This window comes from Sphingomonas sp. BLHR8 (genome assembly GCF_056821725.1).
Genome location: NZ_JBPDIM010000001.1, coordinates 778,454 through 802,032 on the forward strand (window position 1 = coordinate 778,454; position 23,579 = coordinate 802,032).

Sequence of the window (23,579 nt, forward strand, 5' to 3'; positions counted from 1 at the left end):
CGTTAGACCGCTACCGGCGTCGTGTCGGCCATCCTCAGCCCCGGCGTCCCGAACGCGACCTCCGCCCGCGCGCGGCGGTTGAGGCGGGCGTCGGGGCGGGAGACGCGGTCGACGGTCATGAAATCGACGCCCCAGCGGTCGGCGGTGACGTCGCACACGACGTAGCCGCGCTGATCGTTGACGAATTTGAGCTCCGGATTGAACGCCATGAACTGTTCACTGCCTGAACGCAGGTCGCTGCCGTCCCCGCCCGAACTGATCGAGGTCGCGACGAACTCGCTCGCCACGATGCGGTCGCGGTGGATGAGATCGCCGGCAAAATTCTGGTGCTCGTCACCTGTCAGCACCACCGCATTTCCACGCCGCGCGAGGCTGGCGAGCAGGCGCTGGCGCGGAACTTCGTAGCCCGCCCAGCTATCCATGTTGGCGATGCGGGTCGGCTCCTCGGTGCGGCGGCGGCGGTCGAGGCTCATCGCCATGATTTGCTGCGCGACGCCGACCCAGCGCGTGTCGCGCGTGCCGAGGGCACGGTCGAGCCAGCGCTCCTGCTCCGCGCCGAGCACGGTCGCATTGGGGTCGCGCACGCCGTCGCACAGCGCCTTGAACCCGTCATTGCAGGGCTGGTCCGAGCGGAACAGCCGCGTGTCCAGCACCGCCAGCTCCGCCAGCGTGCCCCAACGGACGCCTCGGTAAAGATTGGCACCTTGCACCACAGCGAGAGGCGCCGCGCGCAGCGGCATGTGCTCCCACCACGCCTGCAGAGCCGCGGCACGGCGCAGGCGAAATATCTCGCGCGGAGTCTGTTCCTGAATGTCCTGCACCCAGTTGTTGGCGACCTCGTGATCGTCGTAGCTCATCAGGAAGGTGTGCGCGGCGTGCGCGCGCTGCAGGTCGGGGTCGCGCTTGTATTGGGCGTAACGCTGGCGATAATCCGCAAGATCGTAGGCGTCCTGCCCGTCGTGCTGACGGACCGGCACGCTTAGCCCCCCGGTGAAGTAGTTCGATCGCGTCGGCGAACCGCGATATTCGTAGATGTAATCGCCATAGTGATAGACGAAGCCGAGCTCCTCATCGCGCGCCATGTGGCGCCAGGCTGTGAAATATCCGTCCTCGTAATTCTGGCAGCCAGCAACCGCGAAGCGCAGACGTTCGTGGGCGGCATTGTCTGCCGGCAAGGTGCGCGCGCGGCCGCGGAAACTGCGCTCGCCACCCGCTGTGAAGCGATAGAAATAAGGGCGGTCGGGCTGCAGTCCGCTGACGATGACGTGGACGCTGTGGCCGACCTCGGGCCGGGCGACCGCGGTCCCTTTTTGCACCACCGTGGCAAAGCGGTCGTCGGTGGCCACCTCCCACTCGACCTCCATCGGCGCCATCCCCATGCCGCCGTGGCGGTCGTCGGGATCGGGCGCGAGCCGCGTCCACAGCACAAAGCCGTCGCTCGACGGGTCGCCCGAGGCGATGCCGAGACTGAAGGGAAAGCTGCGGAATTGCGACTGTGCGCGCAGAATGGCTGGCGCCGCGATCAGGCTCGCGCCGGCTGTGGTCAGGAACAGGCGGCGGTCAAGCATGGTGGCGTCCTTGCGGGGGCTTTGCGCGCGATGCTCTAGCTTTGCGACAGCCGTGCGTCACGCGCAACTTGCCGGCGTCGCGGCCGCTCAGACGTTGAAGCGGAAGTGCATGACGTCGCCGTCGCGCACCTGATACTCCTTGCCCTCCGCACGCAGCTTACCAGCATCGCGCGCACCGGCTTCACCCTTGCACGCGAGAAAGTCGTCGTAGGCGATTGTCTCGGCGCGGATGAAGCCGCGCTGCATGTCGGAGTGGATCGTCCCCGCCGCCTCTGGCGCCTTTGCACCGACCGGCACCGTCCACGCACGCGCTTCCTTGGGGCCGACGGTGAAGAAGGTGATGAGGTGCAGAAGGTCATACCCCGCCCTGATGACGCGTGAGAGCCCCGTCTCCGAAAGCCCCAGCCCTTCGAGATATTCCATGCGGTCGGCGGGGTCCATTGCGACCAGTTCGGCCTCGATCGCGGCGGAGACAACGACCGCCTTGGCGCCCTCTGCCGCGGCGCGCTCCATTACCCGTGCCGAGAAGGCGTTACCCTCCCCAGCCGACCCTTCCTCGACGTTGCAAACATAGAGCACCGGCTTCGACGTCAGCAGCTGTGCCTGATCGAGCACGCGGCGCTCTTCCTCGTCTTTCGGCTCGGTGAGGCGTGCAGGCTTGCCTTCGCGCAGCAGGTCGAGCGCGCGGCCGAGCACCGCGGCGCCGATCTTCGCCTCCTTGTCGCCGCCGGTCGCCTTTTTGGCGAAGGCGGGCACGCGCTTTTCGAGGCTTTCGAGGTCGGCGAGCAGCAGTTCGGTCTCGACCGTCTCCGCATCGGCGATGGGGTCGACGCGGTTGTCGACGTGCTGGATATCGTCATCCTCGAAACAGCGCAGCACATGGACGATCGCGTCCACCTCGCGAATGTTGCCGAGAAACTGGTTGCCCAGTCCCTCGCCCTTCGACGCGCCGCGCACCAGGCCGGCGATGTCGACGAAGCCGAGCTGCGTCGGGATGATCTTCTGCGACCCAGCGATTTCCGCCAGCGCGTCCAGCCGCGGGTCGGGCACGGCGACCTGTCCGACATTCGGCTCGATTGTGCAGAAAGGATAGTTCGCCGCTTGCGCCGCCTGCGTTTCGGTGAGCGCGTTGAACAGCGTCGATTTGCCGACGTTCGGCAGCCCCACGATCCCGCAGCGGAAACCCATCATTTGCTCCTGTTGTCGCGAAGCGGCGCCGTTAGCCGGTGGCGCGCGCGCTGGCTAGGTCAGCGCCGTCCGAACAGCTTTTCGATGTCACCGTGGCCGAGCTTCACCCAGGTCGGGCGGCCGTGGTTGCACTGGCCCGAGTGCGGGGTCGCCTCCATCTCGCGCAGCAGCGCGTTCATCTCGGTGACGGAGAGGATGCGGCCGGCGCGCACGCTGCCGTGGCAGGCCATGGTGGCGGCAATGTGATCGAGGCGGTCGGAGAGCGCGAGCGCCTCGCCGTGGCCGGAGAGGTCGTCGGCGATTTCTTCGAGCAGTCGGCGCGTGTCCGGGGTGCCGAGCGGCGCGGGCGTGGCGCGGACGAGCATTGCGGTCGCGCCGAAGCGGTCGAGCTCGAGGCCCATCGCAGCCAGTTCGTCGCGCGCCGCCTCAAGCCGGTCACACGCCACCTCATCCAGCTCGACCACGTCCGCGAGGAGGAGACGTTGCGCCGCGACCCCCTCCCCCGCTGCGCCTGCGCGCAGACGTTCCAGCACCAGCCGCTCATGCGCCGCGTGCTGGTCGACAATGACCAGCCCGTCTTCGGCCTCCGCGACGATATAGGTCGCCGCGACCTGCCCGCGCGCAACGCCGAGCGGGGCCTCCCTCGGAACCGGAGCGATAGCCGGCTCAGCGCGCGCGGCCACCGGCGACAAGTCCGCGAACCCGCCGAACCGGCGCGGCGCCTCGTGCAAAGTCATTGGCTCGGCCACGGCCCCGCCCCAGCCGCTCGCTGAAGCCGACGCGGGATAATGAGCCACGTCGGAGGGCATCCGCTCGCCTTCGCGTTGCCACGCCGCCATCGCAGCCGGGTCAGGCGGTTGCGCGCTGAGGTGGCCGGCTGCGTCGATCGCTCGACGCAGGCCGCCGACGATCAGCCCGCGCACGAAGGCCGGATCCCGAAACCGCACCTCGGTCTTCGCGGGGTGGACGTTGACGTCGACCGCTTCCGGCGGGGAATCGAGGAACAGCGCCAGCACCGCATGGCGGTCGCGCGCCATCAACCCGGCATAGGCCCCCCGGACCGCCCCGATCAGCAATTTATCGCGGACTGGCCGACCGTTGACGAACAGATATTGATGGTCGGCAACCCCCCGATGATAGGTCGGCAGGCCCGCCACGCCGCCGAGGGTGAAGCCGTCGCGCTCCGCGTCGATCGCGAGCCCTTGATCGACGAGCGCACGGTCGATCAGTGCGGCGACGCGTTCGGTCCGCGTTTGGCCGGGCGGGACAGCCAGCGTTTTTCGGCCATCGTGCTTCAGCGTCATGCCGATGTCCGGCCGCGCCATGGCGAGACGGCGCACGATGTCGAGCGACGCTGCATATTCGCTGCGCGGCGAACGCAGGAATTTCCGCCGCGCCGGCACGCGCTCGAACAGCCCCTCGACCGTGACGCGGCTGCCGTAGGGAAGCGCCGCTGGCTCGACGCCCAGCGTAACGCCATTGTCGATGGAGATGCGCCAGCCTTCGCCCTCCCCCGTGCGGCTATCGAAAGTCACGCGCGCGACGCTCGCGATGGATGGCAGCGCCTCACCTCGAAAACCGAGCGTTGCGACGCGTTCGATCGCCTCGTCGGGGAGCTTGGAGGTGGCATGGCGCTCGAAGGCGAGGGGGAGCTGGTCGCGCGGGATGGCACAGCCGTCGTCGGAGACGACGATCCGGTCGATTCCGCCGCTCTCGAGCTCGATGGAAACCCGCGTCGCCCCTGCGTCGATGGCGTTCTCCACCAGCTCCTTGAGCGCGCTCGCGGGACGCTCGACGACCTCTCCCGCAGCGATGCGATTGACCAGCGTTTCGGGAAGGCGCCGTATTGACATATCGGCGGTCCTAGCGCAGTCGCGGCGGCGCTGCGACCCGCTTTCCCCGCGACAATTCACCTCCCGTTGGGGCTCGCGAACTTCGTGATCGGCGAAGGCGGGTGGGGCCCATTAAGGCCGCCGTGCATCCCCTGCCCGGCGCCCACCCGCGGAGTTGATCGACCCGATGAGCCTGTTTTCCCGACTGTTCAAATTCTCGTCGAACGACATGGCCATCGACCTCGGCACGGCCAACACGCTCGTCTATGTCCGCGGCAAGGGGATCGTGCTCGACGAACCGTCGGTGGTGGCGGTGGAGACCATCAACGGCATCCGCACCACTCGCGCGGTCGGCAACGACGCCAAGATGATGATGGGCAAGACCCCGGACACGATCGAGGCGATTCGCCCGCTGCGCGACGGCGTCATCGCGGACATCGACGTCGCCGAACGCATGATCAAGGAATTCATCCGCAAGGTTGCAGGCGGCAAGCCTGCGCCGTGGAGCTACCCCGAAATCGTCATTTGCGTCCCGTCCGGTTCGACCAGCGTCGAGCGCCGCGCCATTCGCGACGCCGCGATCAACGCCGGTGCCCGACAGGCGCTGCTGATCGAGGAGCCGATGGCCGCAGCCATCGGCGCCAACATGCCGGTGACGGAGCCGGTCGGGTCGATGGTGGTCGACATCGGCGGCGGCACGACCGAAGTTGCGGTGCTGTCGCTGCGCGGGCTCGCCTACACGAGCTCGGTGCGCGTCGGTGGCGACAAGATGGACGAAGCGATCGTCAGCTATGTTCGCCGCCATCACAACCTCCTCATCGGCGAAGCGACGGCGGAACGGATCAAGAAGGATTTCGGTATCGCCCAGCGACCTGCGGACGGCCGCGGACAGATCATCCAGATCAAGGGCCGCGACCTCGTCAACGGCGTGCCCAAGGAGATCGAGATCAACCAGACGCAGATCGCCGACGCGCTCGCGGAGCCGATCAGCCAGATCATCGCGGGCGTGCGTAACGTTCTCGAGAACATTCCGCCGGAGCTTGCCGCCGACATCGTCGACCAGGGCATCGTTCTCACCGGTGGCGGCGCGCTGCTGCGCGAACTCGATGAGGTTCTGCGCGAAGAGACCGGGCTGCCGGTCTCGGTCGCCGACAATCCGCTCACCTGCGTCGCCATCGGCACGGGTCGCGCGATGGAGGATGAACTCTATCGCGGCGTGCTGATTTCGGCCTGATCGTCGAGCGGAGGCGCGCACCATGGCGCTGCCGAACCGGGGGCGTCACAGCTATGCGCGGCGAGCCCATTATGGCGCGTTCGCGGCGAACATCGTCGCCCTCGTCGGAGTGATCGTCGCAATCCTGCTAGCGGTGCTGGTGACGCGGGATCCGCCGCTGCTCGCCAGCCTGAGGACCTTTGCGACCGAAACGCTCGCCCTCCCCAATCGCGCGTTCTCAGGCGGCCGCCGCGCCGTGACCGGCACAGGCGGCGGGGTCGGAGCCTATATCGCCGCGGGATCCCAGAACGTCGAGCTGCGCCGGGAAGTGGCGGCGCTACGCGAACGCCAGGCGCGTGCCGTCGGCCTCCAGGCGGAAAACCGCGAACTGCGCGCGTTGTTGGGGCTCGCCGGGGGAGACGTTCGACCGGTGACGGCAGCGCGCCTCCTTTCCACGAGCGCCACCAGTACGCGGCGCGAGGCGGTGATCGACGCCGGCAGCAACCGGGGTGTCCGCCCCGGTCTGCCGGTGGTCGCCGCCGCCGGCGTGCTGGGGCGAACGCTCGACGTCGGGCCAAGTGTTTCGCGCGTCATGCTGATCACCGATCCGCGGTCTATCGTTCCCGCGCGGCGCGCTTCCGATTCCCTCCCGCTCATCGTGCAAGGTCGCGGCGACGCTCTTCTCGACGGGCGGATGCTCGCGAGCGCAACGGTGTTGCTGCGCGTCGGCGATGTCATCGTCGCGTCCGGCACTGGCGGGCTCTACCAGCCGCGCACACCGATCGGCCGGGTCGAGCAGGTGACACGCGACGGCGCGATCATCCGTCCCTTCGCGCTGCCGGAGTCGGTAACGGCGCTGGTCGTGCAACCATCCTATGCTGGCGATCTGCCCGCGCCGCCGGCGCGCGATGATGCGGAAGAGCGCGAGCCGTGAAAGTTCTGGCAACCGATTCCCGCGGCGATCTGCGCACGCCGCTTGGCATCGCGGTCATGCCGGTCGTCAGCGTCGCGGTCGCGTCTGCGCTGCAAGGGCTGGCATGGACCGTCAGCGGCCCGGTCCTGCCGCCGCTGGGATACATGACCTTCATCGCCTGGCGGTTGCTTCGGTCGGACCTGTGGCCGGCTTGGATCGGCTTGCCGCTTGGCGCTTGGGACGACCTCGTCACCGGGCAGCCGCTCGGCAGCGCGATGGCGATCTGGACCGCGACGGGCCTCGCGCTCGACATCAGCGACGTCCGACTGGTCTGGCGAGACCTGCTGCTCGACTGGATCATCGCGGCCGTAGCTGTCGCAGCCGCATTGATCATTGGCGCCGTATTTGCGCGAGCCGGCAGCATGACCGAGATCTTTCGCCTCATCGCGCCGCAACTTTTTGCCAGCATTTTCATCCTGCCCGCAATCATGTGGATCGTTGCGCGGCTCGATCGCTGGCGCATCCGGCGATGAGGCCGCCCTGGCGCCGCCGCGGCGCGCGTCCGCCACAGCCGCCGGTGACGGATCAGTCGCAGCAGATGATGTTCTCGCGCCGGGCGACGCTGCTGGCCGGGGGGCAGATGGCCGTCGGCGGCCTGCTGCTCGCGCGGATGGGGTATATCTCGCTGATCGACGGCGACCGGTACGCGCTGGAGGCTGAAAGCAACCGCCTCAACCTTACCCTGATCCCTCCGCGGCGGGGCTGGATCATCGACCGATACGGCAAGGCACTGGCGGACAATCGGGTCGCGCTGCGAGTGGATATCGTCAAGGATCGGCTGCGCAACAAAAGCGAGGTGCTGGCCCGGCTCGGAGAACTGCTGGGGCTCGACGCGGACGAGCTCGATCGCATCGAACGCGACCTTCGCAGCGCGGCCGGCGCGCAACCGGTCGAGGTCGCCAGCGGTCTCAGCGAAGAAGATTATGGCCGCGTGTCGGTTCACCTGCCCGAGCTGCCCGGAGTGATCCCGGCGCGCGGCTTCATCCGCAACTATCCGGCGGGCCCGTCGGTCGCCCATCTCATCGGCTATGTGGGCGCGGCGAGCGCCGACGATTACAAGCGTGAGCGCGACCCCCTGATGCTGACGCCTGGGTACAAGGTCGGCAAAGACGGCCTCGAAAAGGATTATGACCTCGCCTTGAAGGGGCGTCCGGGTGCCCGCCGAGCGGAGGTGACCGCGTCCGGCAAATTGGTTCGCGACCTGTCGACGCAGGAGGACGAGCCTGGATCGTCGCTCCAGCTCACGATTGATGCCGACCTGCAGGATTATGCGGCACGCCGGATGGGGATCGAATCCGGCTCGATGGTCGTCATCGATACGCTCACCGGCGGCATCCTGGCGCTGGTGTCGATGCCCGCCTTCGACCCCAACAGCTTCACTGACGGCATCGGCGCGCTCGAATGGAAGATGCTGCGCGAGGACGAGCGCATCCCGCTCCTCAACAAGGCGATGCGCGGGCTCTACCCGCCCGGATCGACGCTGAAGCCCATGGCCGCGATCGCGCTGCAGATGCACGGTGTGGACCCGCGCGAGCGTGTTCACTGTCCGGGTGGATACCGGCTCGGCAACCGATTTTTCCGCTGTCTCGGCACGCATGGGTCGGTCGACATGCGCACCGCCATCGCCCAGAGCTGCAACACCTATTTTTACGCGATGGCGCATCGTGTGGGATATGACGCGATCGCGCCCGTCGCTCGCGCGTTCGGTCTGGGTCAGGAGTTCGACCTGCCCGGCACGTCGCAGCGCTACGGCACCATTCCGGACAGTGCCTGGAAGCAGCGCCGCTACAAACAGGCGTGGACCGCGTCGGATTCGCTCAACGCGACGATCGGCCAAGGCTATGTTTCGGTCAGCCCGTTGCAGCTCGCGATGATGGCGGCGCGGATCGCCAGCGGACGGCAGCTGCCCCCGCAACTGCTGCTTGGAGCGGCGCGAGAAACGCAGCCATTTGATATTCCCGCCGAATATTTCGACGCCGCGCGCGACGGAATGGCGATGGTCGTCGCCGGTGGCACTGGTCGCCGCTCCGCCCTGCAGCTCGATAATGTGCAGATGGCGGGCAAGACCGGGACCGCGCAGGTGCGGGCGGGTGGACGTGGCAGCGGCAAAGGCGGCGCGTGGCGCTCGCGCGATCACGGCCTGTTTGTCTGCTACGCGCCGGTCGAAAACCCGCGCTACGCAGCGGCGGTGGTGATCGAGCACGGCATGGGCGGCGCGCGGGCGGCGGCGCCGGTCGCCAAAGACGTCTTCACTTTCCTCTACGACCGCGAACAAGCGATGAGCACGCTGCTGGCACTCGAGGCCGGCTGGGGCGGCACGCCAACCGAACGCCTGCAGCGCCGCTACAGTGCGCTCAAGGGGTCAACCACCGGCATTCCGAGCCAGGCGCCCCCCAACGCCCCCGTGGCCGCGGTCGAGGCGGCGCAGCCCGCCACGGCGCCGTCGGCGCCCCCCGCCGTGGACGCGAGCGGGGCGGTGACGTCGCCCGACGCCGCCGACTCATCCCCGCTGCCCCTGCCATCTTCCGGCACGCTCTCTGCTCCGACCCCAGCGCCCTCCCCCCCGGCATCGCCGGCCGCGCCGGACCCAAGCGGGCCGATGCCTCAGATATGAACCGCTCGCTTGTTCCCGATCCGATCCGCCGTGCGCTTCCCTGGCCGACGATCCTGCTGCTGACCGCTATGGCCGGCTTCGGCACGTTGGTGCTGTATGGTGCGGCGGGCGGTAGCCTCACCCCTTGGGCCGGCGCGCATATGACGCGGTTCGCGCTGCTGCTGTCGATGGCGGTGGTGATCTCGTTCGTTCCGGAACGGCTGGTGCGGATGGGCACGCCCGTCGCTTATGCGGTCGTCCTCATCGCGCTGATCGCGGTTGAGCTTTACGGCGCGGTTAAAGGCGGCGCACAGCGATGGCTCGACGTCGGTATCCGTCTGCAGCCATCGGAGTTCATGAAACCGATGGTGGTGCTCGTCACCGCGCAATTCTACGCGCAGCTGCCACCCTCCCACATCCGCAGCTGGCGGGCCTTGTGGCCGGCGGGACTGCTCATCCTCATGCCGATGGGCCTTGTCCTGCTTCAGCCCGACCTCGGCACCGCGATCGCCATCGCCGTAGGCGGCGTCACCGTAATGTTCCTCGCCGGCGTCAATGCGCGCCTGTTTGTGGGCGGAATTGTCGCCGGCCTGGCGGCGCTGCCGATCCTGTTCAGCATGCTCCATGATTACCAGCGCAAACGCGTGCTGACGTTCCTCAATCCGGAAAGCGATCCGCTCGGCACGGGCTATCACATCACGCAGTCAAAAATCACGATCGGGTCTGGCGGGTTTTGGGGAAAAGGGCTGTTCAACGGCACCCAGGCGCACCTCGACTACTTGCCCGAAGGGCACACCGACTTCGTGTTCGCGACCATGGCCGAGGAGTGGGGCATGTTCGGCGGCATTCTCGTGATCGGCGGCTTCCTGCTGCTGATGCGATGGGGGTGGAGCGTGGCCCAGCGCAGCCCCTCGCGGTTCGGACGGCTCACCGCCGGCGGCTTGACGATGGCTGTGTTTTTCTACGTGGCGATTAATCTGCTGATGGTCATGGGGCTCGCGCCGGTGGTCGGCATCCCGCTGCCGTTCATTTCCTATGGCGGCTCTTCGATGCTCACTGTTCTCGTGTGTATCGGCCTGATCATGGGCGTCGATCGCCAGACCAAGGCCCGCCGGGTCGGAGACTTGCGCTAGGGTGCCGGAAAGCGCTTGCACCGGTACAGACCCGATGCTAACGGCGCCGCTCCCGAACCAGCCCGCTCCGCGGCACTGGTACCGGTATGGACGCATAGCTCAGTTGGTAGAGCAGCTGACTCTTAATCAGCGGGTCCTAGGTTCGAGCCCTAGTGCGTCCACCACTCCCCGACGATATCAAACCCTTGACCGGGCGCCGCGCGGTCGTTCAGGCCGAGCTAGAGATTGCCCTCGGAGCCGGAATACACCGCCCTCTCACCGGCGGATTTAAGGCGGGCCCCGCGCTCGCTCGATGATGGCGAGCGCGCGAATGGGCGTCTCAAAACGCCATTACGTCCCCGACGACCATGACGCCTGCCAGCGCCATCGCGCTCATCACCCTGCCCGACAGCGCGGGGCGCCAGTCGCTTTCTCCGAAGCGGACGATGGCCTGTTCCCCGAGCCGCTCCCATTCGCGCCGGCGCGAAATGCGCGGCAGGGCGAGCTCGGCGTCTGTCGTGGTCGTCGACGGCGGCGCCCAGGGGCCAGCCAAGTCCTTGAACGTGGCGCTATTGGCCGATGGGTTGCCGGCGAGAAAGGCGCACAGCGACTCGAAACGCCGCTCGACGATGCGATTGCCGAGGCTACGCTGACGATGGAACAGCTCGAAGCTGTGGCTGACGAGGGTGAACGCCGGCCATGACGATCGAGCGGCGTGGCGAATCGCGGCGCGCATCTCCCGCCCGCTGATCGCCGTGAGTTGGACGTGACGCCGGCCGTCGCGCGAGCTGCCCATCGCCGCCACTGGCAGCTCGACGACGCCATGCCGCTCGAACGGCCGGATGTCCCCCGCCCTGCCGTCGATCGAACAGGCCGAGTCCGCAAAACCCGGCGTGACGCTGCTGTCATAGCGGAGCCCGACCGCCGCCAGCGCCCTCAGCGTGTCGTCGTTGGCGCCGTAATTGCCTGCGCGAAAAGCGACCGGGCGCGGAGCCCCGCTTTCGACCAGTCGCTCGATGCCCCACTGCAAAAGTGCGATCTGGTCCGCCAGCGGAAAATCGCGCATGTTGCTGCCGCGGCGTGCCGTTATCGGGTTGCGTGGAGCCGCGTCGAGCCATTCGCTGTGACAGTGGAGCTGCACGTCATGACCGCGTGCCAGAACTGGGTGCACGACGTGATCGACCGCGCGCTGGCCCCACACGAGCGCCGCCATCGGATCGACGAAAAAGACTCCGCGCTGCCCGTATCGGTCGAGCAAGTCCATCTGATGGCCGACGCCCCACAAGCTCCCGTCGCGCGCCCGGCAATCGATCGAAAGCGCCGCATTCTCCTCCACGGACGCGGCCGACCTGTCTCGCCAGGCGGCGAAATTATACTCCGTGTCGACGGTGATCAGGACAGGCAGCACAACGCATCTCCGACGTCTTCGCGGCTTGAGGTATATGCTCTCATTTTCCAGACCGTTACGATCCGGATCAATTTCCTCGCCCGTTTCAACGCGCGGCTTGACCGAAAGCGCCCGCGTCGGCATTCAGGACTCATCCGGCCCGAGGATTACAATCTTTGCGGCTGGAGCATCAAGAGTTGGACCCTTGGGTCCACGCCAACCTGCCGATCCGGGCAAGGTGGCGGTCCTGATCGGACGATGCGGCCGGATGGCAACGAAGCGGTTACGCTCGGCAGCATCGACGATCGAATGCCGAGGATGACGTTGTGCCGCTCGTACAAGATCGCCCTGTGAACCACTCAGACGTGGGTCGCACGCCGCACGATGCAGGCGACGGGCTGGCGGAGCTATGTACCAGCGCACCACTCCTCGATACGTTCAGCGAAGGGGGCGTGATCAGTTGCAGCGGTGCGCATCACCTGCCCGTGGTCGTGGTGCTCGGCGGAATCTCGGCCAATCGCTTCGTCTGCTCAGGCGGCGGGGGTGGCTGGTGGGCTGGGATGGTCGGCGAAGATTGCGCCGTCGATCCGGGCAGGCACTGCGTCATCGGCTATGACTTCGCCTCCGACCCGTCGGGATTACGGGCACCATCCAGTCATCAGCAGGCGCAGCTGTTGCACCGCGCTTTGCAGCTTCACGGCATCCAGCGCGCTGACGCCATTGTGGGGGCATCCTACGGCGGGATGGTCGCGCTGGCGTTCGCGGATTTGTACCCGGAGGCCGTCGGCCGGCTCGCCATTCTGTCCGCCGCCGCTGCGCCGCACCCAGCCTCTACAGCGCAACGTGAATTGCAGCGACGGATCGTGCAGCTCGGCATCGCCAATGGCTGCGCAGACGAAGCGCTCGCAATCGCGCGTGGCATGGCGATGACGACCTATCGAACGCGCGACGAATTCGCCGAACGCTTCAACGGCGGGATCGCGGGCGACCATTGCCTGGAGCGTTCGGACGTCGGTCGATACCTCCAAAAGCGTGGCAAGGCATTCCTCGACGTCATGTCGCCGCAACGCTTTCTGAGCCTTTCCGCCTCGATCGACCGGCACCGGGTGGAGCCGCATGCTATCCACACGCCGATGCTGCTGATCGGAGCGGACTCCGACCAGCTCGTGCCGCCCGAGCAGTTGATTGCACTCGCCGAGGGATCGAGCGGCCCGACTGATCTGCACATCCTCCCCTGCCGGGAGGGGCACGACATGTTCCTGACGCGTGCGGCGGAATTGTCGCCGATCGTGCGCGCGTCCCTGGAGCCACGCATTTGACGGCGCGACGTCATGGCGCGACCGTTGTCGCGGCCGCCCGAACCGAGTTCGACACTGCGCGTGGCAGCATTGCTCCGCCCTTGTGGGCGAGCGACACGTTCGCCTGGGACAGTCCCAGCGACAAGCCCGAATATGATTATGCGCGGACCGTTCAACCCAATCGCGACCTGCTCGCGGACACGCTGAGCGAGCTCGAGGGCGCGGCCGGCGGGGTGATCACCTCGAGCGGTCAGTCGGCGGCGATGCTCGCCGTGCTCTTGCTGCCCGCGGATGCGCTGATCCTCGCACCGCACGACTGCTATGGGGGGACATACCGGCTGTTCGATGCGCTCGCGACGCAGGGTCGTTGCCGCGTGCAGTTCGTCGATATGCGCGACAGCGCCAGCGTAGAGGCGGCCCTGGTAGAGCGACCGGCGATGCTGTGGATCGAAACGCCGAGCAATCCGCTGCTGCGTGTGAGCGACATCCGCTCGCTCGCCCGGGCGGCGAAGGCGGTGGGCGCGATCGTCGCGGCCGACAACACTCTGGCGACGCCGCTGCGCCAGCGCCCGCTTGCGCTCGGCTGCGATCTTGTGATGCATTCGACGACCAAGGCCATCAACGGTCATTCTGACCTGATCGGCGGCGCCCTGCTCGCGGCGGACCTGGCGTTGGTGGAGCGAGCGCAGTGGTGGGCGAACGCCGCAGGGCTGACCGGCGGTGCCTACGACAGTTGGCAAACCATGCGCGGGCTGCGAACGCTCGAGCTTCGCCTCGCCCGACAGGAGGCCAACGCGCGCGAGATCGCCCTGTGGCTCGACCAGCATCCCGGCGTGACGGGCGTCAATTATCCCGGCCTCGACTCCCACCCCGACCATGCGCTGGCCGCCCGGCAACAGGATGGGCCGGGTTTCATGATCAGCTTTCGGGTGACCGGCGGCAGCGAGGCGGGGGCTCGGTTCGTCGGGGCGCTCGAACTCATCACCCTCGCCTCCTCCCTTGGCAGCCATGCGACGCTGATTTGCCAGCCCTGGACGATGACCCATCGCGGGATGGCGGAGCCTGCGCGGATCGCCGCTGGCATCGATCCGGACCTGTTGCGCCTGTCGGTCGGGATCGAACATGTCGACGACCTTTGCACCGACCTAGCTCGGGGCTTCGCGGCACTCGGTTAAGACGGTGTCGCTCAAGCTTGCACGTGTCGCGCGCGCGCCATAAGGCCCGCACCCATCGCGCGTCGTCAATGGCGCGTCCGTCATTCCCAAGGGGGTTTCTTCATGGCCACCGTGCCCGCGCCGCCGCTGTTCTATCGCGACATCATTCCGCTGTCCTCCAACCAGCATGCCGACTGGAAGGTCGAGACGCAGCAGACCGCGCCGTTCCTCGCCGGCCAGCATGCCGTGCCGGTGACGGTCGACGAGTTCGTCGCCGCTTCGCGCCATTACCCGATCGTCTTCGCCTCGGGCGAAAATCCTGTGCCGCTGGCGCTGATGGGCCTCAATGAAGGGGTCAATCTGTTCGTCGGCGACAATGGCGAGCTGCTGAAGCCGACCTATATTCCGGCCTACGTCCGCCGCTATCCGTTCATCCTTCTGCGACTCAACCAGAACAGCGATGAGCTTTCGCTGTGCTTCGATCCGACCGCACCGGGGATTGGCCCCGACAAGGACGGTCAGCCGCTGTTCGACGGGGACCAGCCTGCGCAGGCGACGCGCGACATCCTCAACTTCTGCGAACAGTTCGAGCAGGCCGGCGCGCGCACCCAGGCATTCCTCGACGAGCTGCAGAAGGCCGAGCTGCTGATGGACGGTGAGGTCGCGATCAACGTCGAAGGGCTCGACCAGCCCTTCATCTACCGCGGCTTCCGCATGGTGGATGAGGAAAAGCTGCGCGATCTGCGCGGCGATGCGCTTCGCAAAATGTCGCAGAGCGGGCTACTTCCCCTGCTCTACGCGCACCTGTTTTCGCTCGGCCTGATGCGTGACCTCTTCGGCGAACAGGTGCAAACCGGCAAGATCGCGCTTCCGAACCAGACGGGGACGGGCGCTCCGGCCGTTCCCGGGGCGGCGGCAGCCAACGACGGCATCCCGCCGTCGGTCGAAGGGTTCGAAAGCGCCGAACCGACCACCTAATCGGCGGCGGCGCCCCTTGCGAAAGGCGGCCGCAATGGTTAATTTCGAAAGTGTCGCATGGGGCTCCCCCCTTAGCTCCGTGCGGCGGGCACTTTCATGGAGTGTCCACCCCTCCCTGGACCCTGGCCGCCCCGTGTGAAAACGCGGGGCGGTTTTTTATTCGGCCGCCTCGAGTGCTCGGCCGCACAAGGCGTTGGTGATCGCGTTCGCGATGCCGCATACCATCGCGCCGACCCGCTCCACGCCCGCGCTAACGGGCATGCCGTCGGGGGTCAGATAGTGATCGCGTCTCACCTCCACCTGCACGGCGCTGCGTCCGGCATTGGGTCGACCGTGGCGGGAGAGCGTGTAGGCGCCCGCATAGGGCCGGTTGCGCGCCACTTCGAAACCGGTGCCCCGGACCGTCGCCGCAACAAGCGCACTGATCGCAGGGTCCGCCGCCTCGCCGAAACGGTCTCCGACGATGACGTCGGCAACTCCCTCGCGAGCCGGGCAACTGTGCAGGTCGATCAGCACCGCAGCGCCGAACCGATGGCGCCGCTCCTGCAGCGCCGCGTCCAGAACCTCGTGCCAGGCACGATGATAATTCTCGATACGCCGTGCGAGCTCCGCCCGGGTAAGCGGCTGACGCCACAGAAGCTCGCGCTCCCCGAAGCGGGTGGGGACGATGCCCAGCCCGGCACGAACGCGAGGGCACAGCGCGCGTGCGGGGCCGCCCACTACAACCGTTCGATCGACATCGGCGGGGCCGCGGTTGAGATCGAGATGGGCTCGGCTGAGCTGAGCTACGAGAACGTCGTGGCCCGCCTGTGCCGCCGCGTGCGCCAGAAGGTCGACATGGGGGTCGGCGAGTTGCAGCAAGCGCTCGATCGGAACGCGCGCACGCGCACGATCCTGTTCGGGCACGATCTGTCCGGCATGCGGCACCGCCAGAACCACGGGCGACACGCAGCGCGGCGGGTTCATCCAGCGGAAGGGGGCGTCGGTCGGCACGGTCCGCATTTGAACACAGCGCGCGCCGCTGCGCCAGCGATGGTTTCGTTAACACCGCCGCGCTACAGCGAGCGCCATGCCGAGCCTCCGAATCTGCCTAGCTGAAGACGACGCCATCATGCGGGCCTATCTCGCCAAGGCGCTGGAACGCGCAGGCCACCATGTCAGCACCGCGGAGGACGGGCAGCAGGCGCTGGCGCTCATCGAAAGCCGCACGTTCGACTTGCTTTTGACCGACATCGTCATGCCGGGAATGGACGGCATCGCGCTGGCGCAGGCCGCGCGTCGGCTCGCCCAGCCGCCGCGGATCATGTTCATCACCGGCTTTGCCGCCGTGGCGCTGCAGGCAAGCGATGAATTGCCCGAGGCGCGCGTGCTCTCCAAGCCCTTTCACCTCAAGGATCTCGTGCGCCAGGTGGAGGCCGAATTCGCTGAAGCGCGCGCCGGCGGCTTTTAGCGATTCCCCCGCTTGCCAAGCGGAGGGCGTCCACCTAAAGCCCCGACCCGACGGGCGTGTAGCTCAGTGGTAGAGCACTGTGTTGACATCGCAGGGGTCGCAAGTTCAATCCTTGCCACGCCCACCATAAAAAGCTCGCCTTCTCAATGAGTTGGCGGGCTTTTTTTTGGCTTTGGCCGAGCACCAGTCAGTATTTAAACCAGCGATTTGCCCAGAAAATTTGGGCAAATCGCGGTCAATTTGGGCAAATTCTGGGCACGCAAATGCCCGCCGCCATGGGCTTCGCGATAGAGCGTTTGGCGCGCATCCGCATCCGGTCCATAATCTCTGCAGGCGCTTCGCTCGTTCACCTATCAGGAGGCCGGCCCGAGGTTTATGAAGAAGATCTGCGTGTGCGGGTTCTCTGGCCCACGTCGGGTGCCAAGCTGGGACCCGCGTGCGCCGATCATCGGCTTGCAACCCTCTGTGTTCTAATGACGCGTGACGGCGGTCAAACGGCCGCTCGCGTTTGACCCACGCAGACATGCCATACCCATTATTTGACAACGAGCTCGGGCTTGATACTTCCTAGCTATCAAATGAAGGGGGATTTTCGAAATGCGCGCTTGCTGCTCCTTGCTGACGTCCACAGCGCTCCTCGTGTGCGCGTCGCCGGTTTGGGCGCAGGCACAAGGCGCCGTGACGCCCCCTGCTGATGTTGCGACGCCCGACGAAGTTGTCCAAGAGAGCGACATTGTCGTGGTCGGGACGCAAATTCGCGGCAGCCGGATCAACGACGCCTTGCCCGTCACCGTGGTCGGGCAGGAAGAGATTGCCAACACCGCGGCGGTCAGCGGCGACGAGCTGTTTCGGTCGATCCCGCAGATGGGCGATGTCAGCTTCAACAGCTCCTATCTCCCCAACAGCTCGAATTCCGCGCGCGGCGACGTAGGTTCGGTCAACCTTCGCAACCTGGGTGTCGGCAACACGCTGACGCTACTCAACGGGCGCCGCATGGTGCTCCATCCCACCAGCCGCGCCGACGACAATCTGGTGCCGGTGCTGACCTACAACACCAATGCGATTCCCGTCGCTGGGGTCGAGCGGCTCGAGGTGCTGCGCGACGGGGCGGCGGCGATCTACGGCTCGGACGCGGTTGCCGGGGTGGTAAACACGGTTCTGCGCCGCGACTTCGACGGCGCCGAACTGACCGCGCAATATGGCTTCGCCGAGGGAACGTCGCTCAGCGAGCTCAACCTCAACGGCGTGTTCGGCCGCGACATCGGGGACGGGCGCGGCAACATCACGCTGTTCGCCGACTATACCGACCGCACCGCACTCGACGCGCGCAGCCAGAGCTACACCGCGTCGGACAACAAGCTGCCGCTGTTTGCGGATACGCCGTTCGCAAATGCCACCTCGCTCGACGGACGCAGCACGATCACCCCGTGGGGGTCGTTCGCGACGGTCGGCAACGTGCGCGTGACGCGCGGGACGACGCCGCTGACCAATGCGTCGGGCCAGTTTCACATCCAGCCGAACACCAATCCGGGTTGCCAGGCGGCGCTCGCAGGCGGGCTTTGCCTTGACGACGGCGCGCCGAGCACCACGACCGTCGACCGCAATCTGCGCTTCGACGCGCCGCTCGCCTACAATACGTCGGTCCAGCCGGCGGTGCAGCGGCTCAACCTGTTCCTCACCGGCCGTTACGAGGTGAGCGAGCGCGTCGAACTGTTCGGTGAGGCGGGCTACTACCGCGGCCGTTCGCAAAGCCTGCAGGGGTCGACCGGGACGCTGAGTTCGGGGCCGATCGTGGTGCCGGCGACGAACTACTATAATCCGTTCGGCGCGGCGGTGCTGAACGGGCAGACGAACCCCAACCGCCTGGCGGGGATCAACGCCCCCGCGGCGGGTCTGCCGGTCACCATATCGAGCTACAATTTCGCCGATGTCGGGCCGAACCGGGTCGAGGTCGACAACCAGCAGTTCCGGCTGCTCGCCGGGGTGCGCGTCGAAGCGCTGGGGTTGGATTGGGAAAGCGCGGCGCTCTATTCCGAGGCGGAGGTGGTCGACCAGTCCGACGGCATCAGCGCCACCCTCCTGCAGCGTCAGCTCGCCCTCGCCACCCCCGATGCCTATAATCCGTTCAACGGCGGCAACCCTGCCGATCCCTCGCTCGCCGATCCGCGCCCGAGCAGCCAGGCCGCAATCGACGCGATCCGCATCACCACCACCCGTCGCTCGCGCGCGACGCTGGCGCTGTGGGACGTCCGCGGCAGCACGCCCGACCTGTTCGCCCTGCCGGCGGGCAATGTCGGGTTGGCGATCGGCGGCGAGATCCGGCGCGAGACGCAGCGCGACGATCGCGATGCGCGCCTCGATGGAACGATCACCTTCACCGACGCGGTGACCGGTTTCGGCAACGGCAGCGACCTCGTCGGATCGAGCCCCTCGCCGGATACCGACGGTCGCCGGACGGTCGGCGCCGCCTATGCCGAACTGGCGCTGCCGATCATCTCGCCCGAGATGAACGTCCCGCTGGTGCATCGCCTCGATGTCCAGCTCGCCGGCCGGTTCGAGCATTACAGCGACGTCGGTTCGGTGGCCAAGCCGAAGATCGCCGCAGCGTGGGACGTGGTCGAAGGTGTGCGGCTGCGCGGTTCCTATTCGGAAGGGTTCAAGGCTCCGAACCTCGAACAGATCAACGCGCGGGTCGTGACGCGGTCGAACACCCGCACCGACTATATCCGCTGCGAGGCGCAGTTGCGGACCGGCGCGATCACCTCGTTCAACCAGTGCGCGCAAGGGTTCGCGACGACCGCGCAGCGATCGGGCAACCCGGACCTCGAGCCCGAGACGTCGCGCTCTTGGACCGTCGGGATCGTGCTCGAGCCGAGCTTCCTCGATGCAGTGGGCCGGGTGACGCTGACCGCGGACTACTGGAGCATCCGCCAACGCGGGATCGTCGGGCTGTTCGGCGAAGGCAACGCGCTCATCAACGATTATCTGCTGCGCACGCAGGGGCAGAGCGATCCCAACGTGATCCGCGCCGCCCCGACCGCCGATGACATCGCGCTGTTCGCCGGGTCGGGGCTGACCCCGGCGGGCCGCGTGCTGTTCGTGCGCGATCAGTACACCAACCTGCTGCCGCAGGAGGTGTCGGGGGTTGATTTCGGCCTCGTCTGGCGCAGCCCGAGCACGTCGGTCGGGCGCTTCAACCTGTCGGTCAACGTCGCCTATCTCGACAAATTCTTCCTCCAGCCGTCGCCGGCGATCCAGACCTTGCTCGACGCGCGTGCCGCCGGTCAGATCAACGCCGGGACGCTGATCGCCGAGCAAGGCGACCTCGTCCGGCGCAACGGCAAGCCGCGCTGGAAGTGGAACGCATCGCTGACGTGGGACATGGGTGACCTGCAGGTCGGCGCCTACACCCAGTACACGGGGTCGGTGCTCGACAGCGGGCTGGTCGACAGCGCGGGTGCCAACTGGATCATCGACGGCACGCAGACGGCCAACCTCTATCTCCAGTATCGCGTGCGTCAGGACGACGGCCCCGATTTCCGCTGGCGCATCGGCGTGCGCAACCTCACCGACGAGGCGCCGCCGCTGTCGTCGAACGGCTATCTCGGGAGCCTCTACAACCCCTATGGCCGTTACTGGTACACCAGCGTGCGGGTGAGCATCTGACGGTGCGGCAACGCTTCGTACTTGGTTTCGGCGGTGCCCTGGCGCTGTCGCTTGGGCCGCTGCCGTCCGCAGCGCTATTCGCCCAGACCGCGCCCGCCGCACGCCCCGCCGAAGCACCTCCGCGCGCGAGCGGCGGGGACATCGTCAGCTACGCGCAGATCCACCACCCGACGATTGGGCGGGACGGCATGGTGGTCAGCCAGAACGCCCTCGCCGCGCGGGTGGGTGCCGAAATCTTGCGCAAGGGCGGCAATGCCGTCGACGCGGCGGTCGCCACCGGCTTCGCGCTCGCGGTGACCTTGCCCCGCGCGGGCAATGTCGGCGGCGGCGGCTACATGCTCGTCCACATGGCCGCCAACGGCGCGCGTCCGGCGGAGACCATCGCCATCGATTATTATGGCCAGGCGCCTGCCGCGACGACGCCTGACCTGCTGCTCGGTGCCGACGGGCGCGTCGATCAGGCTAAGGTCATGTCGATGAAGGGCGTGGCCATCCCCGGCACGGTGATGGGCCTGTGGGAGGCACACCGTCGTTATGGGTCGCTGCGCTGGGGCACGCTGCTTGCGCCGGCAATCAGCCTCGCCGAGCGCGGCATCACCCTTTCCGACGACGAGGCGGAGGCGCATGCCGATCAGCGCGCGCTGATGGCTGACGATCCCGCCGCGACCGGGATATTCTTTCAGCGCAATCGTGCCGCATGGCGAGCGGGCGACCGCCTGGTCCAGCGCGACCTCGGCTGGACTCTGCGCCAGATCGCGCGGCGCGGACCGGACGGCTTCTACCGCGGCCCGGTCGCGGAGCGGATCGTCGCTGGCATGCGGAGCGGGGGCGGCGTGATGACGCTGGCCGACCTCGGCAACTATCGTGCGGTCGTCAGCGCGCCGCTGTGGTCGACCTATCGCGGGCATCGCATCGCGCTCATGCCGCCCGGGGCTTCCGGGGTCAGCGTTGCGCAGGCGCTCAACATCCTCGAGCGGATCGAGCCGGGCACCAGCGCGTGGGGCAGCGTCATGGCAACCCACCGGCTCGCCGAAGCGCTGAAGATCGCGGCGGCGGATCGACGGATGGTGGGGGGCGGGCCCGACTGGATCACGCCGACGACGGGGCTCGCTAGCCCGGCTTATGCGGCCGAGCGCGCTCGCCTCGTTCGCGACAACCGCGCGCTAGGCGCCGCCGACCTGCCGCGCGGCGCGCCGGAACGTTACGAAAGTCCGGACACGACGCATTATTCGGTGGCCGATCGATGGGGCAACGTCGTCAGTAACACCTATACTTTGTCAGCCAGCTACGGGGCGCATGTCGTCGCGCCTGGCACCGGCGTGCTGCTCAACAATTCGATGGGCAATCTCGCTTGGGAGCGGCGTGGCGGCGACGCCCCGGTGGCGACGCGCCCCGTGCCGGGCAAACGGGTCGGCTCCACCATCACGCCGCTGATCGTTTATCAAGGCGATCGTCCGTGGCTCGTGTCCGGCACGCCGGGCGGCGGATATATCGTCGCCACGATGGTGCAGCTGGTGAGCAACGTCATCGATCATCGGCTGAACGTGGCGGAAGCGGCGCAGCGTCCCCGCATCAATCAGGGCGGACCGGGCAGTCCGCTCGAGTATGAGGCGGGGTTCTCCCCTGTTCTCGCCGAACGCCTCGCGGCGATGGGCCACGTCGTGCGTCCGTCGAACAGCATGGGCAGCGTGCAGTCGATCATGATCGAGCGCAGGACCGACGGCGAAACAAGGTTCCTCGGCGCCGCCGACACCCGCCGCCCGGATGCGGGAGCGATCGGCGTCCGGTAACTGTGACCCCGACGCTTGGGGGCGGCGGGCGTATCTACTCCCCGCTGCGGTGACATCGTAGGAGTCGCAAGGTCAATCCTTGCCATGCCCGCCATAAACCCCGCCGCCCCCCACGGGCGGCGGGGTTTTTTGTATCTAGGTGAGCTCCTTGAGCGGGACCGCGGTGTCGGCGAGGCGTGCGGGATCGATGATCGACTGCTGTTCCACCAGTCGCCGCCCCTGCGTGTAGTCGCGGATCGCGTTCACGCAGTCGAGCGCGACAACGCGCCCTTCCCTCAGGTAGATGACGCTAAAGCTGCGGTCTTTCGGCTCGCCGCGCACAACCCCGCGATCGTGGCCGATGGCCAGCCCGACGGTCTGCAGTTTCAAATCATACTGGTTCGACCAGAACCAGGGGGTCGCGCCATAAGGCTGGGGGTCGCCGCAGATGGCGCGAGCCGCGCAGGCCGCCATGTCGGTCGCGTTCTGGACGGACTCGAGCCGGACGACCGCCCCGTCCGCAAACCGGCTGGCAAAGGCTGCGCAGTCGCCGACAGCATAGACCCGGTCGAGGCTGGTCGCGCAAAGTTGGTCGACCTCCACCCCGTTTCCGCCCGCCGCGCCTGCGGCGATGAGCGGCGCGACCTCCGGAGTGATACCGATGCCGTAGAGCAGGAGGTCGCACGGCACCTCTCCGCCATCGGTGAGCGCCACGCCGCCGACGCGCCCCTCCCCGTCGTCGATTACCTGCACCACGCCCACGCCCGTTCGAAGATCGACGCCGTGGGCGCGATGCTCCTGTTCGAGGAAGGCGGATATTTCCTCGCCGGTCGCGCGCGCCAGGACGCGCGGCAGGGTTTCGACCAGCGTGACCGCCTTGCCGAGCTTGCGCATCACGGCGGCCGCTTCGAGCCCGATATACCCGCCCCCGACGACCACGACGCGCTCGACCATCGGCAGCGCGGCGATGATCGCGTCGGCATCGGCATGCGAGCGGATCGGGTGGACGCGCCCGAGTTCGGCACCCGGGACGTCGAGCCGTCGCGTCGCGCCGCCAGCGGCCCACACGAGCGAGCCATATTCCCACGACGCACCGTCGTCGCGCAGCACGGTGCGCTGCACAGGATCGACGGCCACCACCGCGTGCCCAAGCTCGAAATCGATGCCCCGTTCGGCCCAAAAGTCGGCGGGACGCAGCAAGAGCCGATCGAAGCTTTTCTCGCCGGCGAGATATTCCTTGCTCAGCGGCGGACGTTCGTAGGGCAGCTCGGCCTCGCGCGAGAGGACTGAGATGCTGCCCGCAAAACCCAGCTTGCGCAGCGCGATGGCGGTTTGCGCGCCGCCGTGGCCGCCACCGACGATGACGACATCCGCTCGCGCTGGCTGACCGCTCGTCAC

General features: G+C 67.4%; 17 protein-coding genes, 2 tRNA genes and 1 riboswitch. Of the genes, 13 read left to right on the forward strand and 6 right to left on the reverse strand.

What is annotated here, in order from left to right; all coding sequences use genetic code 11:
- Positions 1–2 precede the first annotated feature (2 nt).
- The 3 genes from ACRYJK_RS03870 to mutL form a co-directional block, all read right to left on the reverse strand.
- Positions 3–1,568, reverse strand: a complete 1,566-nt coding sequence (locus tag ACRYJK_RS03870; RefSeq protein WP_482666260.1) for an alkaline phosphatase D family protein — start codon at positions 1,566–1,568, stop codon at positions 3–5.
- Between the two features lie 87 nt (positions 1,569–1,655).
- Positions 1,656–2,756: a redox-regulated ATPase YchF gene (gene ychF / locus ACRYJK_RS03875; RefSeq protein WP_482666261.1), complete on the reverse strand. Its 1,101-nt coding sequence runs from the start codon at positions 2,754–2,756 to the stop codon at positions 1,656–1,658.
- A gap of 59 nt (positions 2,757–2,815) precedes the next feature.
- On the reverse strand, positions 2,816–4,609 hold the full coding sequence (gene mutL / locus ACRYJK_RS03880) for a DNA mismatch repair endonuclease MutL (protein WP_482666262.1): 1,794 nt from the start codon (positions 4,607–4,609) through the stop codon (positions 2,816–2,818).
- Positions 4,610–4,775: 166 nt separating this feature from the next.
- Here mutL and ACRYJK_RS03885 point away from each other — a divergent pair, with 166 nt between their 5' ends.
- From ACRYJK_RS03885 to ACRYJK_RS03910, 6 genes are all read left to right on the forward strand, one after another.
- Positions 4,776–5,822, forward strand: coding sequence for a rod shape-determining protein (locus tag ACRYJK_RS03885; protein ID WP_482666263.1), 1,047 nt, complete (start codon positions 4,776–4,778; stop codon positions 5,820–5,822).
- 22 nt (positions 5,823–5,844) lie between these two features.
- Positions 5,845–6,735, forward strand: coding sequence for a rod shape-determining protein MreC (gene mreC, locus ACRYJK_RS03890; RefSeq protein ID WP_482666264.1), 891 nt, complete (start codon positions 5,845–5,847; stop codon positions 6,733–6,735).
- Positions 6,732–7,247, forward strand: coding sequence for a rod shape-determining protein MreD (locus ACRYJK_RS03895; protein ID WP_482666265.1), 516 nt, complete (start codon positions 6,732–6,734; stop codon positions 7,245–7,247). Before mreC ends, ACRYJK_RS03895 begins: the two co-directional genes overlap by 4 nt.
- Positions 7,244–9,388 (forward strand): penicillin-binding protein 2, encoded by a 2,145-nt coding sequence (gene mrdA, locus ACRYJK_RS03900; RefSeq protein ID WP_482666266.1) that lies wholly within the window; start codon positions 7,244–7,246, stop codon positions 9,386–9,388. The genes ACRYJK_RS03895 and mrdA overlap by 4 nt, the downstream gene beginning before the upstream one ends.
- Positions 9,385–10,500, forward strand: coding sequence for a rod shape-determining protein RodA (gene rodA, locus ACRYJK_RS03905; RefSeq protein WP_482666267.1), 1,116 nt, complete (start codon positions 9,385–9,387; stop codon positions 10,498–10,500). Before mrdA ends, rodA begins: the two co-directional genes overlap by 4 nt.
- Positions 10,501–10,588: 88 nt before the next feature.
- Positions 10,589–10,664: transfer RNA gene (locus ACRYJK_RS03910), tRNA-Lys, on the forward strand.
- Between the two features lie 155 nt (positions 10,665–10,819).
- Here ACRYJK_RS03910 and ACRYJK_RS03915 read toward each other — a convergent pair.
- Positions 10,820–11,887 (reverse strand): polysaccharide deacetylase family protein, encoded by a 1,068-nt coding sequence (locus ACRYJK_RS03915; RefSeq protein ID WP_482666268.1) that lies wholly within the window; start codon positions 11,885–11,887, stop codon positions 10,820–10,822.
- Positions 11,888–12,048: 161 nt separating this feature from the next.
- A riboswitch (SAM-I-IV-variant riboswitch) is annotated at positions 12,049–12,155 on the forward strand.
- Between the two features lie 76 nt (positions 12,156–12,231).
- On the opposite strand from ACRYJK_RS03915, the gene ACRYJK_RS03920 reads away from it, so the two are divergent.
- The 3 genes from ACRYJK_RS03920 to ACRYJK_RS03930 all read left to right on the forward strand — a co-directional run bounded on the left by ACRYJK_RS03920 (position 12,232) and on the right by ACRYJK_RS03930 (position 15,296).
- Positions 12,232–13,185: an alpha/beta fold hydrolase gene (locus ACRYJK_RS03920; RefSeq protein WP_482666269.1), complete on the forward strand. Its 954-nt coding sequence runs from the start codon at positions 12,232–12,234 to the stop codon at positions 13,183–13,185.
- Positions 13,182–14,339: a trans-sulfuration enzyme family protein gene (locus ACRYJK_RS03925; protein ID WP_482666270.1), complete on the forward strand. Its 1,158-nt coding sequence runs from the start codon at positions 13,182–13,184 to the stop codon at positions 14,337–14,339. Before ACRYJK_RS03920 ends, ACRYJK_RS03925 begins: the two co-directional genes overlap by 4 nt.
- A gap of 102 nt (positions 14,340–14,441) precedes the next feature.
- Complete coding sequence (locus ACRYJK_RS03930) at positions 14,442–15,296, forward strand: SapC family protein (protein ID WP_482666271.1); 855 nt, start codon at positions 14,442–14,444, stop codon at positions 15,294–15,296.
- Between the two features lie 156 nt (positions 15,297–15,452).
- On the opposite strand, the gene ACRYJK_RS03935 is transcribed toward ACRYJK_RS03930, so the two are convergent.
- Positions 15,453–16,289, reverse strand: coding sequence for an N-formylglutamate amidohydrolase (locus tag ACRYJK_RS03935; protein WP_482666272.1), 837 nt, complete (start codon positions 16,287–16,289; stop codon positions 15,453–15,455).
- 76 nt (positions 16,290–16,365) lie between these two features.
- Here ACRYJK_RS03935 and ACRYJK_RS03940 point away from each other — a divergent pair, with 76 nt between their 5' ends.
- From ACRYJK_RS03940 to ggt, 4 genes are all read left to right on the forward strand, one after another.
- Entirely contained in the window at positions 16,366–16,746 is a 381-nt protein-coding gene (locus ACRYJK_RS03940) for a response regulator (protein ID WP_482666273.1), read from the forward strand.
- Positions 16,747–16,798: 52 nt separating this feature from the next.
- Positions 16,799–16,873, forward strand: a tRNA-Val gene (locus ACRYJK_RS03945).
- A gap of 611 nt (positions 16,874–17,484) precedes the next feature.
- A complete protein-coding gene (locus tag ACRYJK_RS03950; RefSeq protein WP_482666274.1) occupies positions 17,485–20,412 on the forward strand; it encodes a TonB-dependent receptor domain-containing protein in 2,928 nt (975 codons plus the stop codon).
- 2 nt (positions 20,413–20,414) lie between these two features.
- Positions 20,415–22,202, forward strand: a complete 1,788-nt coding sequence (gene ggt, locus ACRYJK_RS03955; protein ID WP_482666275.1) for a gamma-glutamyltransferase — start codon at positions 20,415–20,417, stop codon at positions 22,200–22,202.
- Positions 22,203–22,337: 135 nt separating this feature from the next.
- Here ggt and ACRYJK_RS03960 read toward each other — a convergent pair whose 3' ends face one another.
- Positions 22,338–23,579, reverse strand: a complete 1,242-nt coding sequence (locus tag ACRYJK_RS03960) for an NAD(P)/FAD-dependent oxidoreductase (RefSeq protein WP_482666276.1) — start codon at positions 23,577–23,579, stop codon at positions 22,338–22,340.